At 54.3% G+C, this 15,077-nt stretch carries 12 protein-coding genes and 4 pseudogenes; 3 read left to right on the forward strand and 13 right to left on the reverse strand.

Annotated features, from left to right (window positions below; genetic code table 11):
• Positions 1–346 precede the first annotated feature (346 nt).
• Positions 347–1,366 carry an IS110 family RNA-guided transposase gene (locus ACZ1HF_RS12360; protein ID WP_472655593.1) on the forward strand — a complete coding sequence of 340 codons (1,020 nt, stop codon included), beginning with the start codon at positions 347–349 and terminating at the stop codon, positions 1,364–1,366.
• A gap of 208 nt (positions 1,367–1,574) precedes the next feature.
• Here ACZ1HF_RS12360 and ACZ1HF_RS12365 read toward each other — a convergent pair whose 3' ends face one another.
• The 11 genes and pseudogenes from ACZ1HF_RS12365 to ACZ1HF_RS12415 form a co-directional block, all read right to left on the reverse strand.
• Positions 1,575–1,937, reverse strand: coding sequence for a hypothetical protein (locus ACZ1HF_RS12365; RefSeq protein ID WP_472657798.1), 363 nt, complete (start codon positions 1,935–1,937; stop codon positions 1,575–1,577).
• 407 nt (positions 1,938–2,344) lie between these two features.
• The gene (locus tag ACZ1HF_RS12370; protein ID WP_472657799.1) at positions 2,345–2,854 is read right to left on the reverse strand and encodes a DUF3299 domain-containing protein; all 510 of its coding nucleotides are present in this window, start codon (positions 2,852–2,854) and stop codon (positions 2,345–2,347) included.
• A complete protein-coding gene (locus tag ACZ1HF_RS12375; protein ID WP_472657800.1) occupies positions 2,848–3,348 on the reverse strand; it encodes a DUF3299 domain-containing protein in 501 nt (166 codons plus the stop codon). Before ACZ1HF_RS12375 ends, ACZ1HF_RS12370 begins: the two co-directional genes overlap by 7 nt.
• Before the next feature lie 22 nt (positions 3,349–3,370).
• Complete coding sequence (locus ACZ1HF_RS12380) at positions 3,371–4,621, reverse strand: ABC transporter permease (RefSeq protein WP_472657801.1); 1,251 nt, start codon at positions 4,619–4,621, stop codon at positions 3,371–3,373.
• Positions 4,618–5,314 (reverse strand): annotated as a pseudogene (locus ACZ1HF_RS12385) (ABC transporter ATP-binding protein). The gene ACZ1HF_RS12380 and the pseudogene ACZ1HF_RS12385 overlap by 4 nt, the downstream one beginning before the upstream one ends.
• A 6-nt stretch (positions 5,315–5,320) precedes the next feature.
• The gene (gene zrgA / locus ACZ1HF_RS12390; protein WP_472657802.1) at positions 5,321–5,911 is read right to left on the reverse strand and encodes a zinc uptake protein ZrgA; all 591 of its coding nucleotides are present in this window, start codon (positions 5,909–5,911) and stop codon (positions 5,321–5,323) included.
• A 31-nt stretch (positions 5,912–5,942) separates the two neighbouring features.
• Entirely contained in the window at positions 5,943–6,329 is a 387-nt protein-coding gene (locus ACZ1HF_RS12395) for a Fur family transcriptional regulator (protein ID WP_472657803.1), read from the reverse strand.
• Between the two features lie 438 nt (positions 6,330–6,767).
• Complete coding sequence (locus ACZ1HF_RS12400; RefSeq protein WP_472655593.1) at positions 6,768–7,787, reverse strand: IS110 family RNA-guided transposase; 1,020 nt, start codon at positions 7,785–7,787, stop codon at positions 6,768–6,770.
• 444 nt (positions 7,788–8,231) lie between these two features.
• Positions 8,232–9,244, reverse strand: a pseudogene (locus ACZ1HF_RS12405) (IS110 family RNA-guided transposase).
• Entirely contained in the window at positions 9,223–9,426 is a 204-nt protein-coding gene (locus ACZ1HF_RS12410; RefSeq protein WP_472657804.1) for a hypothetical protein, read from the reverse strand. Before ACZ1HF_RS12410 ends, ACZ1HF_RS12405 begins: the two are co-directional and overlap by 22 nt.
• Positions 9,427–9,618: 192 nt before the next feature.
• Positions 9,619–10,644, reverse strand: a pseudogene (locus tag ACZ1HF_RS12415) (IS110 family RNA-guided transposase).
• A gap of 114 nt (positions 10,645–10,758) precedes the next feature.
• On the opposite strand from ACZ1HF_RS12415, the pseudogene ACZ1HF_RS12420 reads away from it, so the two are divergent.
• A pseudogene (locus tag ACZ1HF_RS12420) lies at positions 10,759–11,821 on the forward strand (transposase).
• A 375-nt stretch (positions 11,822–12,196) separates the two neighbouring features.
• Here the strand turns inward: ACZ1HF_RS12420 and ACZ1HF_RS12425 are convergent.
• Both ACZ1HF_RS12425 and mutY read right to left on the reverse strand, forming a co-directional pair.
• A complete protein-coding gene (locus tag ACZ1HF_RS12425; protein WP_472657805.1) occupies positions 12,197–13,336 on the reverse strand; it encodes an alkane 1-monooxygenase in 1,140 nt (379 codons plus the stop codon).
• Positions 13,337–13,380: 44 nt separating this feature from the next.
• Positions 13,381–14,445, reverse strand: a complete 1,065-nt coding sequence (mutY, locus tag ACZ1HF_RS12430; RefSeq protein WP_472657806.1) for an A/G-specific adenine glycosylase — start codon at positions 14,443–14,445, stop codon at positions 13,381–13,383.
• Between the two features lie 83 nt (positions 14,446–14,528).
• On the opposite strand from mutY, the gene ACZ1HF_RS12435 reads away from it, so the two are divergent.
• The gene (locus ACZ1HF_RS12435; protein ID WP_472657807.1) at positions 14,529–15,065 is read left to right on the forward strand and encodes a DUF721 domain-containing protein; all 537 of its coding nucleotides are present in this window, start codon (positions 14,529–14,531) and stop codon (positions 15,063–15,065) included.
• Positions 15,066–15,077 lie beyond the last annotated feature (12 nt).

Raw genomic sequence — 15,077 nt, forward strand, 5'->3', positions numbered from 1 at the left:
CCTGGTGTGGAACGTCGCGCATCTTTGACCCGATGCCCCCGATTTCTCAATGCTAACAGAGTGCCGCATCAGGTATTGTTGGCCCAAACGTCAAACATTCCTGACCCAAATCAGCCATTCATTGCGCGCGGTGATAATGGCTGTCATGCGGGGCGAAGCACCAGTTCGGTATGCGCCTCGCGAACCCAGCGAACAGTAGCGTGGGCGGGAAGCGGTCATTTGTGGCAGATACGTATTCTTCGTGCAGTTATCCAAAAGCGGATGAAGTGGATGGCTCCTGCTCCACCCGGCGTCGCAATGCGCCATAATGCAGGTGTCGAAATCTGCTTTTGAGAGGAGCCACCCAATGCAAGTAAAAACCATAGGACTGGATCTGGCCAAGAATGTTTTTCAGGTTCACGGAGTTTCTGTGACTGGCGACAAGGTCTTCAACAAGAAGATCAAACGCGCAAAACTGTTAGAGTTCTTTGAGGGCCTACCGCCTTGTGTGGTCGGTATGGAAGCCTGCGGTTCGGCCCATCATTGGGGCCGTGAACTTCGCAAGTTAGGGCACGATGTCCGTTTGATGCCAGCAACTTACGTCAAGCCATATGTCAAACGCGGAAAGACCGACGCAGTGGATGCAGAGGCAATCTGCGAAGCGGTTGGCCGCCCGACGATGAGATTTGTTGAGATCAAGACCGAAGACCAGCCAGCTCTTTTGACCGCCCACCGCACGCGCGAACTCATCGTCCGCCAGAGAACCCAGGTCTCAAACATGATACGGGGGATGCTGCGTGAGTTTGGCTATGTTCTCCCAACCGGGGTTGAGGCTGTGGCCCGCTTTTCCAAAAGCCACCTGGACGGTGATCAACCTAAAATTCCCGAACTGGCGAACGGGGTTCTCGGCACCTTGTGTTATCAACTCCTTGGGCTCAGCGCCCGAATTGAAGGCTTTTCCAAGTTGATCGAGAGCCATGCTCGGCGAGATGCCAACGCACGCCGACTGATGCAGGTGCCTGGGATTGGTCCAATTACGGCGTCGGCCATCGTGGCGACCGTCGGCGACGCCAAACAGTTCAAAACCGGACGAGATCTGGCCGCTTGGCTGGGCTTAACCCCGCTCAACAAGTCCAGTGGCGGCAAAGAGAGGCTTGGGCGGATTACCAAGAAAGGTGATCATTACCTCAGGAAACTTCTTATCGTTGGCATGACATCGCGCGCATTGATGGCAAAACTCCATCCCGAGAAAGTCGATATCTGGACAGCGAGGATGCTCGCTGGAAAGCCGGTTCGACTTGCAACAGTTGCCATGGCAAACAAAACCGCGCGCGTGATCTGGGCAATGTTGACGAGACAGGAGAATTACCGGCAGCCGGTCACCTGATCGGGACACCTGCCAGAGATGCAAGGCGCATGACGTGATGATGCGGACTAAGTCAACCAAGAGCGAGGACACTCCGGGAATGACGTTGGCCCTCGAAGGCCGTGAAGCCGATTGGAACCTCGCTTGCGGAAATCATCAAGGCCAGTGGCAGATCACCACATGAACAGGCCGGACAGACGACTGTACTGATTAAACGCCGCAATAAACGTCAAAAATGTCTTGCAATGCAGGAGCCATCCACAGAAGTCATTCTTGGCCGCCGCCGCGTATCCACGTGGAATGCGTGAGGCGCAATGACGGAAACATCGAAACCTGCATCCGTCAAAATCCGCGACAGCGCGAAGCCCGTTGGACCAGACTCATACACGATATGCTCGATGTTGATGCCCAACTCTGCCAGTTGGTGGGCCAGCGTAGTTTCACCAGCTGAACAGGTGTAGCTCTCTACCAATCCGTCTTCTTTTGAAAATAGCGCAACCGAATAGGTCTTCTTGTGAACATCAAGCCCGACGACAGGCTGATCTTCAACTGCCGCCGCAAACCGCGAAATACGTGTTGTTTTCTTTACCATGCTGGAAATTCCTTTGTTTGGAATGTTCCGACATCGCAGCAGTTAGCCGCGCCACCGTCCAGCATGGTATTTTTTATGTGGGCGAATATCAGTAGGGAGCCCAACTTGTGAATTACATTTTCTCGCAGCGTAAAAAATGCAGCATTAGCGAAGAACTCAGCGCAGCGGGAGAAGCGGCCATTCGTGTATAGCCGAAAATCGACATCTGAGGCTTGTTGGTGAACGGTAGCGCCGTTCGCAAATCCAACCTGGACACAGGGTATCCTTGCAGCACTCGACGGCAGCGAACCCAAATCCACCAAATTGTTGTGATGCAGCGAATGTCTACCTGAGATGATTTGGAAACCAGTCAAGTGCGCCAGCTGAACTCAGCGCGACATTACTTTTCCAATGAACCGGCTCCCTTGCTAAGCCCGATACGGTTCGATCCTGTCCGCTGACAAAGCATAGCCAATCTCTGCAAGATGGGTTGAGATCGATGAGACACCGAACATGCCAATCACGTTAACCGGTTCGAACAGCCCATCGCTTTCATAAGGATCCTCTGTTGTGACGAAGACAAGTTGATTGGCGGGAGGGGGCGGCACATGCACGCAGGCGCCGACATAAGGCACGAGGATAAAAGCGGTGACCCCGGTGCCCTTGTAGTTGATGGGGACAATAAATCCCGGGAGACGAACCACTTGACCGTTCCAATCTGTCCTGACGCCGCTGGATGCAGGCTGTTGGCTGGAGAGTGGGGCACTGTCATGGTCAATTATTTGGCGCAACACGTCGGGGATGGCTGTTTCATTTTCCGGCAGCAGGTCATCCCAGCCGAGGTTAATATAGTCTTCGGCTTGCGCTATTCCGGGCACAAGTGTTGTTGCTGCCATGCCAGCCAGAACCGCGCGGCGGTCAAGACATCGCCTCACCATACATAGACCTCCATTTCATCAGCGGTGATGGTATAACCCGTCTGGCCAAGATCGGTCGACTGCAGTTGTATGCGCATCACCCCGGTGACCCAGACAGCATCCCAAAGCTGATCACCCGGCCAGGGGTTTGCCGCTTTCACCATGACAAGCTGGTTGGCAGGCGGGGGCGGTACGTGGATGCAGGCTCCGACGTAAGGCACAAGCATGAATTCCGTCACACCCTCTGCGCTGATATCAAACGGAATGATGAACCCGGGCATTTTGATATACGCGCCGTTCAGCTCTTCGTTCAGCTTGATCCCGTTGGCATCGTAGATCGGGTTCCAGGTATCATTGGTTTGGTTCATTTCACCTTCGCCGATGATTTCCGAATATGGCACACCCGGAGGGATGAGGTCGTCCCATATGATCTCGCGCGGAGTTGCTGCAAACGCCACGTTTGGTGCGACCACTGAACCCGACAAAAGCATCAATGTTGATCTACGATTCATCATTTCAGAGACCTCAATCCTAGCGTCATGTTTTCACCATCATACCATCGGCAATAGACATTTTGTAAGCCCGAAATGCGGGCATCAGGCTCACGATTGCGCCAGCGCAGACAACGCCGATGATCAGCCAGACTTCCCGTATTGTTGGCGCATCGATCGGCAACCACAGGCCGAAGGCGCTATCAACAACGGGCTGCGCGATGATCAGCCCAATGTAAAGCAGCACCAATCCAAGCAAAGCCCCGACCGTGGCCATCACCATGGCTTCAAGGACCAGCATGCCAAGGATCGTAGCGGGGCGGGCGCCCATGGCCCGAAAGATCGCCATCTCGCGGCGGCGTTCACTAAGGCTGGAAAAGATCGTGGCCATCATGCCGATCAGCGCAGTCACGACGACCATAGCCGAGACCGCCAAGAGCGCATTTTCGGCGATCCCGACGATGCCCCAAAGCTCTTGCAAGGCGACACCGGGTAGGATTGCAAGCAATGGCTCTTGCGGGTATTCGTTGATAGCGCGCTGCAGGGCAAAGGTCTGAAGAGGGCTTTCAACGCCAACCAGCGCGGCTGTAATCGCTTTGGGTGTCAGGTCCATCTGACGCACCAAATCTACCGGTGTCGATTGACCGGGGATCTGTGCACCGCTCTGCCAGTCGACATGAATCGCCTCGATGGCTTCCATACTGACGATCACTGTGCGGTCCACTGGTGTGCCGGTTTTTTCCAGGATGCCCGTCACGCGAAACGGCTGATCTTTGTGTTCGGTAAAGGACGCGAGCCCATGGGCGACGATAATCGGGTCATCAATATCATAGCCTAGTGTCGCGGCGACATCGGTGCCGATCACAGTATCAAAAAGGTCATCCATAAGGACACCCTCAGATACCTCCAGCGCTCTGCCCTGCCGATACTTGTAATGCTCAAAGAAGGCCCGGGTCGTACCCATCACCCGGAATTGGCGATGGCTGTCGCCCAGAGAGATCGGAACGATCCAATCGACTTCCGGTCGTCCGGCGATGTCCTGATAGCTTTCCCAAGTGACGTTATTGGTCGCATTGCCGATGCGAAAAACCGAATAGAGAAGCAACTGCACGGATCCCGAACGCGCACCGACGATCAGGTCTGTTCCGGAGATGGTATCGGCGAAACTGGCCTTGGCCCCGGTCCGCACTTTTTCAACGCCAAGAAACAGTGCCACTGACAAAGCGATTGCGAGGATTGTCATGCCTACAGTCAGCGCGCGCGCAAGAAGCGAGGCGATGGCAAGCCGCAGGGTCATGCCGCAACCCTTTCAATCTGGGCAATGTCTTCCATGCGGATCACCCTACCAAAGCGCTCGCCCAGACGCGGATCATGGCTGACCATCAAGAGCGAGGTCTTGTGCGCCTGTGTCTGTGCAAACAGCAGATCAAGAAAGGCGGCCTGACTATTGGCATCAAGTGCCGAAGTTGGTTCATCCGCGATGATCAGAGGTGGTTGCCCGATCAGGGCACGGGCGACTGCAACACGCTGTTGTTGGCCTACACTCAGTGTGTTGGCCTTTGCATGTAGAACGTCACGCGGAAGACTAAGTGCTGTGCATAGATCTCGCGGCTTCCATCGTCGCATCACCCAAACGTTTGCGTCTTTCTGGCGCGAACCGCAGCGGCAGCAGGATATTGTCCATAACAGTTCCAAAAGGGAGCAGATTGAACTGCTGAAAGATTACCCCAATCATTTCGGCACGGAACCGATCACGCGCACCGCGCGGCAATTCTGTGATGTCTGTGCCAGCAACACTCACGAGCCCACGATCAGGCTGAATGGTGCCGCAGATCAGTGACAGAAGTGTCGACTTGCCCGAACCGCTCTCGCCCAGTAGCAAAACTGACTCACCCACTGCAACAGTCAGTTCAAGCACGCTTAGCGAGAAAGTCGTGCGACCCGACCAGCGGTAGCCAACATCGGAAAGGGCAAGAATCGTATCTGTCACCTGCCGCTAGCTCCCCAATTCCAGGATCGGCGTATCACGCTCCACTTCGAATACCTGCGCGCCGGATTCTGTGATAAGCTGCACCTCAACTTCTTTGGCATTTGGGAACAAACTGAAATAGGCGAAGGTAACCTCGGTCAGTGCATCCGGGTTATCGCAGGTTAGCATGTACTCCGCGTGGAACTCGGTATGGCCCGCTTCGTCATCATGCTCTGCGTGATTCTCTTCCCCATGGTCGTCGTGCTCATCCTCAGCATGCTCTTCACCGTGTTTGTCATGATCCTCTTCACTTTCGAGTTTTGCTTGCGCTTCGGTAACACTGCAGCTGGCTGCGTCAGGCATTTCAAAAAGATCGAGCGGCGCGCCCAGTGTTGCGATTGCCGCATCAATCGTGGCAAGATCGGCATCACTTTCGGCAGCGTATTCAAACCCAACGATATCTGCGCCAGGCGCATGGAATTCCATCGCCACCGTCGTTCCATCGATCGCGATATTTAGCTCGCCAACGCCATGTTCATGGGCGTCAAGTTGGCGCGAGTCTTCAGCAAGTGCCGGAACTGCGGCGACAAGAGCGATGAGCGATAGTGATTGTTTCATGATGAATCCGATCTGATTGAATGTGAGAAGATCAGGCAGTGCAGGCTTCGCAATGCCCATGAATTTCAACGATGTGCCGATCCGCCTGAAAGGCACTCTGGTCGGTCAGGGCGGTCAGTTGCGGCAGCAGTTCGCTTCCGTCATGTTCTTCGACCAATCCGCAGTCTTCGCAAATGGCCAGGACAGGCACACTTTCCACGTGACTGCATCGGCAGGGCACAAAGGCCTTGATGGATTCCAGACGGTGCGCACGCCCTTGATCGGTCAAAGCCGAGAGCGTGCGATACACTGTAGGGGGTGCGATGTCTGGCTCACCAATCTGCAACCGCTCAAGTATCTGATATGCGGTCATCGGCCTGTCACAGCCCTTCAGCACACTTAGGACATCGTCTTGCCGGGCCGCCGCACGCTTTCTCACAGATCAAACTCCATTGCTTCGAGTTTATTATTTTATAAAATAATAAACGGCAAGGTCCTAGAATATGTTTTGTCTATCCGGCTGTAGGAGCAATTGCGACGAATGACTGATTGATCAAGCATCTCAGCGTTTCCTGCTCCTTGCAACGAAGAGACGATTTAGGTTTGTGGCCATAAAGTGAGGTTGATTGACCGTCTGTGGATGGCTCCTGCATTGCAAGACATTTTTGACGTTTATTGCGGCGTTTAATCAGTACAGTCGTCTGTCCGGCCTGTTCATGTGGTGATCTGCCACTGGCCTTGATGATTTCCGCAAGCGAGGTTCCAATCGGCTTCACGGCCTTCGAGGGCCAACGTCATTCCCGGAGTGTCCTCGCTCTTGGTTGACTTAGTCCGCATCATCACGTCATGCGCCTTGCATCTCTGGCAGGTGTCCCGATCAGGTGACCGGCTGCCGGTAATTCTCCTGTCTCGTCAACATTGCCCAGATCACGCGCGCGGTTTTGTTTGCCATGGCAACTGTTGCAAGTCGAACCGGCTTTCCAGCGAGCATCCTCGCTGTCCAGATATCGACTTTCTCGGGATGGAGTTTTGCCATCAATGCGCGCGATGTCATGCCAACGATAAGAAGTTTCCTGAGGTAATGATCACCTTTCTTGGTAATCCGCCCAAGCCTCTCTTTGCCGCCACTGGACTTGTTGAGCGGGGTTAAGCCCAGCCAAGCGGCCAGATCTCGTCCGGTTTTGAACTGTTTGGCGTCGCCGACGGTCGCCACGATGGCCGACGCCGTAATTGGACCAATCCCAGGCACCTGCATCAGTCGGCGTGCGTTGGCATCTCGCCGAGCATGGCTCTCGATCAACTTGGAAAAGCCTTCAATTCGGGCGCTGAGCCCAAGGAGTTGATAACACAAGGTGCCGAGAACCCCGTTCGCCAGTTCGGGAATTTTAGGTTGATCACCGTCCAGGTGGCTTTTGGAAAAGCGGGCCACAGCCTCAACCCCGGTTGGGAGAACATAGCCAAACTCACGCAGCATCCCCCGTATCATGTTTGAGACCTGGGTTCTCTGGCGGACGATGAGTTCGCGCGTGCGGTGGGCGGTCAAAAGAGCTGGCTGGTCTTCGGTCTTGATCTCAACAAATCTCATCGTCGGGCGGCCAACCGCTTCGCAGATTGCCTCTGCATCCACTGCGTCGGTCTTTCCGCGTTTGACATATGGCTTGACGTAAGTTGCTGGCATCAAACGGACATCGTGCCCTAACTTGCGAAGTTCACGGCCCCAATGATGGGCCGAACCGCAGGCTTCCATACCGACCACACAAGGCGGTAGGCCCTCAAAGAACTCTAACAGTTTTGCGCGTTTGATCTTCTTGTTGAAGACCTTGTCGCCAGTCACAGAAACTCCGTGAACCTGAAAAACATTCTTGGCCAGATCCAGTCCTATGGTTTTTACTTGCATTGGGTGGCTCCTCTCAAAAGCAGATTTCGACACCTGCATTATGGCGCATTGCGACGCCGGGTGGAGCAGGAGCCATCCACTTCATCCGCACTGGCGACAAGAGCTGCATCGCAGCGACAGGCATGCCGCAAGCGCGACGCCATGCTGCGCCATCGAAGGCGTGAAATCCAAGGTCGGTTTTGTCCGGATTTTGTTCTCTAATCTGTCAATACGCTTTCTCACTTTGCGGGTTGTCTATCGTCTGAGGTTGCCTTGGTTCTCTTCGAGCTCAAGGGCTCATGATGGGGTTGGCTGGGTGTGGATCGGCAAGGTTGAAACCGCGATCAGATTGATAGTCTGCTCTGTCGCTACAAAATCGGCGCCATGTTCCACGCCCTCCCTCGGGCGTCTTCCCGTATGGGAACTGTGATTTTGGAATCCTCGTTGTTGTCGTTCTGGCAATTCTTACGCGATCTGGAAGTCGGTCTGATCTCGCATCATGGCATGCAGGATGATCGCGAGCCGTCTTGCCAGCGCCACACGCGCCTTTCGCATTGTCGAGCGTTGCCCAATGGCGAGCGCCCACGATTTCAACTTCAGTGGTGCTGCATATCGCGTGAGCATCACATTTGCGGCTTCGTAAAGCAGCGTTCTGACGCGAACGTCGCCACGTTTTGAGATGCTCCCGGTGTAATCCACTTCGCCGGATTGGTGACGTTTGGGAACCAGCCCGAGATAGGGTCCCACATCTCGCGATCGCTTAAAGCGTGCCGGGTTATCGATGACCGCTGCAAACGCCAATGCGGTTATCGGGCCAACGCCTGGGACTGTCATCAGGCGGGTGCAGACCTCTGAATGCGGGTCATTATTTTTATATCGCTGTCGATGGCAGCCACCGCCGCCAATATCGCTTCACGTGCCGCAAACAGGCCGCGCAATGCGGCGTGAAGACCTGGAACACCATCGCTGACTTTGAAGGCTACGTCCTTAAAGACCGGCGACAGAGCGCGTGGCAGTCGCACACCAAACACGACGACCAGCCCCCGGATTTGATTGTCGATGGTTACGCGCTGTCCAACCAGCTTCTTGCGCGCGGCGATCAGCGACCAGATTGCATGCGCGGACAGAGATTTGACGTGGGTCGGCTTGTAGAACCCCGTCCGCGCCAAATGCGCTAAGCCTCGTGCATCATTGCGGTCAGTTTTGTGCCCGGCGAGCGATTTCAGTGCCTGATAGGCCTGACGGCTTTCAATGCAAACAACCGGAACGCCAAGCTCTGTCAGGCCATGAAAAAGCATTGGAGCCATCCGTCCCGTCTCAAAAACAGCCTTGGCGCAAATTGGGCCGTCGGCGAGAAACGCGGCAATCGCTTTCGGCGTCGAGGACGCTTTTCCTTCGCGGATCAATTGGCCATCTCGATCGAGAAGGCAGATGTGCGTCTCGTCCATCGAGATATCTAAACCAGCAAAATACTCCATTCGTCAGTCTCCTTTTTGATGACAAGTGCATCCTGAATAACAGGCGCGGTGGAGCGCTCGTCCTGATTACGCCATGTTGAAAAACTCTTTCTTGATTGGTGCATGAACTGCTGATTCATGTGTGGATGTCCCCCAATGTGCAAGGCCATTTTACAATTGAGCGTGTGATCGGGTGCGGTCATGTGTCAGGCCTCAGTGTGCGGCACCGTTCATGGCCGCGGGCCGGTATGGAGATGCGCGGAGAGGGTCCACATCAATTCGGCGAGCTCATGGCTCATTGAATCAGTCTGGTTTTCCCATTCCGGATCTTTGCGATCATCTGCCCTTACTGTTGTTTGACCTCCTCACACCCGACTAACCGAAGGGATCTGACGTCATGCCATCACCTTCGGATCTCGATAGCCTTCGCCCTTCGTCAACATGGCCCAGATTCCTCTAGCCATTTTGTTCGCAAGCGCGATAGCAACGACCATACGTGGTTTGCGCGCAAGCATCCGTGCCAGCCAGGTGCCTTCTTGTGGGCCATTTCGAAGAGCGGCGCGGATTGACGACATAGCGCCAATAATCAGCAACCTCCGGATATCTCGCTGTCCCATTTTGGATGTCCTGCCGAGGATCTGTTTGCCGCCGGTAGACTGCTGGCGCGGGACAAGACCAAGCCATGCGGCAAAATCGCGTCCGCGCCTGAACTCCTCCATAGGCGGCGCGAATGCCTCAATCGCAGTGGCTCCGATCGGGCCAACTCCCGGCATGGTCTGAAGGAGTGTTGCCCTTTCTGTCATAGATGATCTGGCGCGGACGGTTTTCTCCAGCACAGCGATCTTCGCGCTGCAATCATCGATTTGATCAAGATAGATGAATGCCACCTCTGATACCGCCTCCGGCAAATCTGTAGATCACAAGCATATGAGGTCTCGGAGCTCCTTCAGCTGTCGTACGCCTTTCCCGGCAATGATCCCGTATTCGGCCAAGTGGCCACGGAGGGCATTGATGATTTGCGTCCGCTGACGGATCAGCGGGTCTCGCGCACGAAAGACCATCGCACTGGCTTGTTGTTGTTAAGTTTTTACTTCGACAAATCGCATGGTCGGGCGCGATGCTGCCTCGACAATCGCTTCTGCGTCCGCCGCATCGTTTTTTTGACGTTTGACAAACGGCTTCACATAGACCGGAGCGATAAGTCGCACTTTGTGACCCAGTTTAGAAACCTCCCGTCCCCAGTAATGCGAAGTTGCACAGGCTTCCATTGCAACCACACAGACTGGAAGCTGCTCTAAAAATGGTAGAAACTGTGCTCGGCTGAGCTTCTTGCGGAAAACGACGGTTCCATTCGATGTTGCTCCGTGGACTTGGAAAACACGTTTGGCAAGATCGACGCCGACTATGCTAATTTGGGACATGGATGCTCTCTCCTTTGTTGGGTGACATTGACTTCACCAATCTGGCACATTGCGATGCCGTCGGGATGGGGGCATCCACCCCATCAATTCCTGTATTGAGCGGTGGGATTGACGATGATGGAACCGAAGCAAGAAGTGCAGGCGGCTTTGTTTTATGAGTGTTCGCTAGAGGATCATGTTCCGCAAGATCATCTGCTACGGTCGATTGATGGTTTCGTTGATCTGAGCAGTATTCGGTCTCACCTTGCAGATTTCTACAGCCATACAGATCGCCCATCTATCGACCCTGAGCTGCTAACTCGGATGCTTCTTGTGGGGTACTGTTTTGGTATCCGGTCCGAGCGACGGCTCTGCGAAGAGGTGCATTTGAACTTGGCCTATCGGTGGTTTTGTCGCCTCGATCTGACCGACCGTATTCCGGATCATTCGACATGATGTGATTGCGGCGGTCGCTCTCCGGTGGCGAACGAGGTCCGGTATGTTGGCCTCATGGAAAAAGCCGTAAGGAGAACGACCATGAAGTACTTTGCAGGTTTGGATGTTTCTTTGAAAGAGATTTCGATGTGTGTTGTCGATGACGAGGGACGTGTCGTCTTTCGGAAGAGCTTGCCCTTTTGTCCGCTGGCGGTGCGGGATGCCTTGGAAGAGTAAAAGGTGGTGCCACAGAGGATCGTGCATGAAAGCGGACAGATATCGATCTGGCTTCAGCGGCAACTTGAGGATTTGGGGTTTTGCCTACGACCCTGCGACCGACAGCTACACATGTCCCGGCAACAAGGAACTGCGAACATATCGCCGGAACTTCTCAAAACCTCGCAAGCCCAACGGCGGTAAAGATGGGTTTATCCGATACCGTGCATCAAAACACGACTGCGATGCATGTCCTCTCAAGCCGCAATGCTGCCCTAGTGACCCCGGGCGATGCGTGATGCGGTCAGTCCACGAAGCGGCACGAGACGTCGCGCGCGAAATACGCAAAATGGATGCCTACATGACCTCGTTCATCCAGAGGCGGAAAGTCGAGATGCTCTTCGCGCACCTAAAGCGATACATAGGCCTGCCGATGATGCGTCTCAGAGGGCCCAAAGGCGCATGTGAACAGTTCCAACTCGCAGCCACAGCCCAAAACCTTTGGAAACTTGCAAAACTGGTTCCGCAACCAGAACCAACAGGCTGAGAGGAACGGACCAGCTGCTTTGGGCTTCGCCTATCGGCAACTCCAACGTCAACTTCTTCAACACTATCTCCACACCAGCGCCATTGGGTATGGGCCGCAGAAAACCCAATTGTGCTGTTCAAAAACACCGCGTTCAGAGGCCATGTAAATACTGTTTCCCGAGCTGCGTAAGCCTTTTCTTCTTCGTATCTGACAAGATCATACAAGGTCACTTCTTCCAGCCTGTTAAAATGTTCCGGCGTCGCAGAAATTAGCCGCTCCGCCATCCAGCATGGTATTCTTGCTGGCATTTTGGCTGGTTAAATAAACCTGATTATCATCCGCTGGGTAAAGTTTAAAACAAACAGGGCGGCATAAGTCATCCGCCCAAGCGCTCTATCGTGGCATTGGATTGGTCGCGTGTTTGTAGGGTAGCCAATCCGTTATCTCGGGGTAATACAGCTTCCGCCATTGGCGGACCCTTGGGTTCATTATTCTGCGAAATAGCGGTGGGATCATGGCGGTTAGTGTCATAACCGGGTACCCATAGGGCAGTTGCGGGGCCTCGGCTTCGGTATAGTTTTGCAACATCGGAAAGCGGCGGTCGGGTTTATAGTGATGATCCGAATGGCGCTGCAGGTTTATCAGCAACCAGTTCGATGCGCGATGGGCTGCATTCCAGGAATGGCGCGGTTTGACATGCTCATATTTGCCATCGCCCAGATGCTCACGGGTCAGGCCGTAATGCTCTATGTAATTCACCAACTCCAACTGCCAGACCGCAACAAAGGCCTGAAAGCAAAACAGGCCAACGCCCGCCCACCCGCCAAGCAAAAAGGCCAATAAAAGCATACCGCCTTGCAATGCTGCGTATCTTGCAAACGGGTTGGAAAGGTGAAAAGCGCCAAGACCCTTGCGGGCCAGCATCGCTTTTTCAGCGCCCCAGGACGACACCAGACTTTGGCGCAGAACACGCGGAAAGAAGCGATGAAACCCTTCATTATACCGGGCTGTGACCGGGTCTTTGGGTGTGGCAACATAACGGTGGTGAACCAGCAGATGTTCAGACCGAAAATGGCAGTACAGCACAGAGGCGAGCAGCAAGTCACCCAGCCAACGCTCCACCCGGTTTTTCTGGTGCATGAGTTCATGGCTGTAGTTGATCCCAATCGTACCCGAGATCACACCAATACCGAAGAAGAGCCAGATTTTCTCGGACCCGGACAAATGCGTCGTGTGCGTGACATGCCAGATCATCCCGAAAATCAGTGCGAATTGTAGCGGAAACCAGATCAGTGTGATCAGACGATACCAGTACAGATCACCCTCGGACGTCTCAAGGTCTGCATTGTCAGTGTTCAGTCCGATGAATGCATCAAGCAGGGAAAACAGCCCCCAACTGGACAAGGGTAAAAGCACCAGCCACCAATGCCCTTGCTGGGATACGAATATCGCCAGCGGAATCAATCCGAAGGACAGCGCAAACGGTAGTGCGCTGCTTAATCTTGAAACCTTGGTTGGGCTTAAAGTGGTCATGGGTCGATTTTATCCTGAGACTCTTTCTAGGGACTTAAGTTAGATCAGTCATTGATCCCGGTCAAAGCTGGATGGGCGACATCAAACACTTTGCGCATAACAGTCGGCAGTTCGGAGGGTTTGAAGCTGGAATGCGGGATAAATTCACCCGTGATCGGGGTATTCTCGTGGCTGCTATGGGCGATCTGCACCTCAAGTTTCAGATGGAAATGCGTAAAGGTATGCCGGACCTCGACATCCGCGCTTTGCCAATCTGCCGTGACCGGTGGGACCACTTTAGGGTTATCGGACCAGTCACTACCAGGCCAGCCGAGCATCCCCCCAAGCAAACCTTTTTCCGGACGGCGTTCCAAAAGCCATGCGCCATCACTGCGGCGGGCAACATAAATGATACCGTGGCGGATGGGCTTTGTCGTCTTGGGCAGTTTGCGGGGTAGGTCGGCGGCAATACCCTTGGCACGCGCGCTACATGGATCACGCCATGGGCAGATGCCACAAGCAGGGTTTTTGGGGGTGCAGAGTGTGGCCCCAAGGTCCATAACTGCCTGCGCATAATCGCCGGGACGATCAACTTGGGTCACTGTTTCGGCCAATGCGGTTAGCTCAGATTTGGCTGTGGGAAGGGGTGTTTCGACCGCAAACAAGCGAGCCATAACACGCTCAACATTGCCGTCGACAACGGTTTCTGCCTGATCAAAGGCAATTGCCGAGATCGCGGCAGAGGTATAGGGGCCGATACCGGGCAATTTTTGCAAAGCTTCACGCGTGTCAGGAAAGGTGCCGCCATAATCACGCGTCACAACACGCGCACATTTCAGCAGGTTGCGGGCGCGGGCATAATAGCCAAGGCCAGCCCAGGCGCCCATAACGTCTGCGTCCTCGGCGGCAGCCAGATCATTCACAGTAGGCCAGCGGGCCACAAACTTTATGAAATAGTCCCGAACAGCTGCGACAGTGGTTTGCTGTAGCATGACTTCGCTTAACCAGACATGATACGGATCGGGGCGAACGCCTGCCTGTCTGTCTGCCGGTGACACGCGCCACGGCATGGTTCGGGCATGAACATCATACCAATCAAGAAGGTCATTGGCGTCAGGGATATCACGCAAAGTTTATAATCTCCTGCGATGTTAAATTGCTGGCATGTGGGACAATGCCCGCTAGTATATGATACTCAAACCAGATGGATGTCATGGCCCGCACGGTAACCACTTCGCAGCCCGGAAAACAATCACGTCGAAGGCGTGGGTTTACGGCTATGTCCGGGCTGATTGAAGGGCGCGTGCGCAAAGCAGGGGAAACACGGGGCTTTGCGGTGATGCGGCTTCTGACCCACTGGTCTGACATTGTAGGCGACGATCTGGCAAAAATGGCCCACCCTGTCAAAGTGGGTTACGGACGTGAAGGATTTGGCGCAACTTTAACAGTGCTGACCACCGGATCATATGCGCCAATCTTGCAGACGCAGTTGCAGATTATCCGAGACAAAGTAAATGCGTGCTATGGATACTCTGCCATCAGCCGCGTGCGGATCACCCAAACAGCCCCAACAGGTTTCAGCGAAGGTCAGGTTGCATTTCAAGGTGCTTCTGGCGATAAGGCAGCCATAGTACCGCCCGAAGTTAAAGAAGCTTCGGCCCGCGTGTCCGAAGGCGTCGAAGATGAAAGATTGCGCCATGCCCTTCAGGCACTTGGTGAGAACGTGATGACGCGAAAGATAAATTCATAAGGATCGAATGGA

This window comes from Litoreibacter sp. GN1-5, from assembly GCF_055693805.1.